The organism is Rhizobacter sp. P3_B12 (genome assembly GCF_056402895.1).
In genome coordinates this window covers 1-1237 of sequence record NZ_JBFUGN010001387.1, presented here as the reverse complement: position 1 = coordinate 1237, position 1237 = coordinate 1, and the positions used below count along the sequence as shown (strand labels likewise).

2 protein-coding genes are annotated in these 1237 nt (G+C 70.5%); both read right to left on the bottom strand.

Annotated elements, in window-relative coordinates:
- Nucleotides 1-468 (bottom strand): ATP-binding cassette domain-containing protein (locus AC1D01_RS35470; protein ID WP_477874324.1); only part of this gene is annotated, 468 nt, incomplete at its 3' end.
- On the bottom strand, nucleotides 462-1004 hold the full coding sequence (locus AC1D01_RS35465; RefSeq protein ID WP_477874322.1) for a DUF2796 domain-containing protein: 543 nt from the start codon (nucleotides 1002-1004) through the stop codon (nucleotides 462-464). The genes AC1D01_RS35465 and AC1D01_RS35470, both read right to left, overlap by 7 nt.
- Nucleotides 1005-1237 lie beyond the last annotated feature (233 nt).

Below are 1237 nucleotides of genomic sequence, written 5' to 3'. Positions count from 1 at the left end.
CTGGGTGGCCGGACGCGTGAGCAGCGTGCGCGACAGGTCGAGCGCCTCCAGCAGGCGGCGCGCCTCGTGCACCAGGTCGCCATCGGAGGCCGACAGCGCCCGCTGCGCGCGCAGCGCCGAGAACCGGCACGGCAGCAGCACGTTGTCGAGCACGCTCAGGTAGGGCACCAGGTTGAACTGCTGGAACACGAAGCCGACGTGGTCGACGCGGAAGCGATCCCGCGCGGCACCAGGCAATGCGGAGACCTGCTGGCCGAGCGCCGTCACGCGGCCCGCGTCGGGCACCAGCACGCCGCCCAGCAGGCCGAGCAGCGTGCTCTTGCCGCTGCCGCTCGGGCCGTGCAGGAACACGCGCTCGCCGGCTTGCACGCTGAAGTCGTCGATGTCGAGGCAGGGCGGCAGCGTGGGGTGCCAGCGAAAGCGCAGCTGCTGCACCTGCAGCAGGGGGGCAGGGGCCGGGCTCACCATGCGACGCTCCGGCGGCCCGGCAGCAGGTCGAGCGCACGCTGGCCCGATGGCGCGGCGACCTGCACCTTGAGCCGGCGCAGGTTGGGGAAGTGGCGCATCAGGTCGACATCGACGCCGGCCAGCGCCTGCGGCGCGTCGCAGGTCCAGCTGAAGTCGGCATCGAGGTCGGCGTGGCCGTCGCCGTCGGCCGGCGTCGCCTCGATCGACTCGCCGAGTGCCGCCGACGACGCGAGCCGCACGGTGGCGAGATGGCAATGCGCCGCGGCGGTCGGCGTGAACACGCCGCCGGCATCGCGCAGCGTGCGTGCCATCTGGCGCACTGCCGTGTGTTGCACGTCGGTGCGCGGCACGTGCTCGAAGCCGAGCAGGTTGTCGAGCGGGCTCTCGAGGCTGATCTGCAGTTGCGGGCCGTCGACGACGACGCGCAGTTCGGCGACGCCGTGCACATGGGCGCCGGGTTCGTGGGCCAGGGCGTGAAGGGAAGCGAAGGCAGAAGCCAGCGCAACGCATGCCGGCAGCAGGGAATGAATCTTCATGACGCGTGTATCCGGTAGGGACGAATGGCGACGAGTCCCGTTCGCCCTGAGCCCAAGAGGTTCTTGATTCCGTTCGCCCTGAGCAGGGACTGAGCCTGTCGAAGGCCCGTCCATCGAAGGGTTGTGCCCGAAGCGCGCAAGGCCTTCGACAGGCTCAGGTCCTTCGACAAGCTCAGGACGATCGGGCCCTTCCACAGGCTCAGGGCGAACGGGGGTTCAGTTCAGGACAGCGT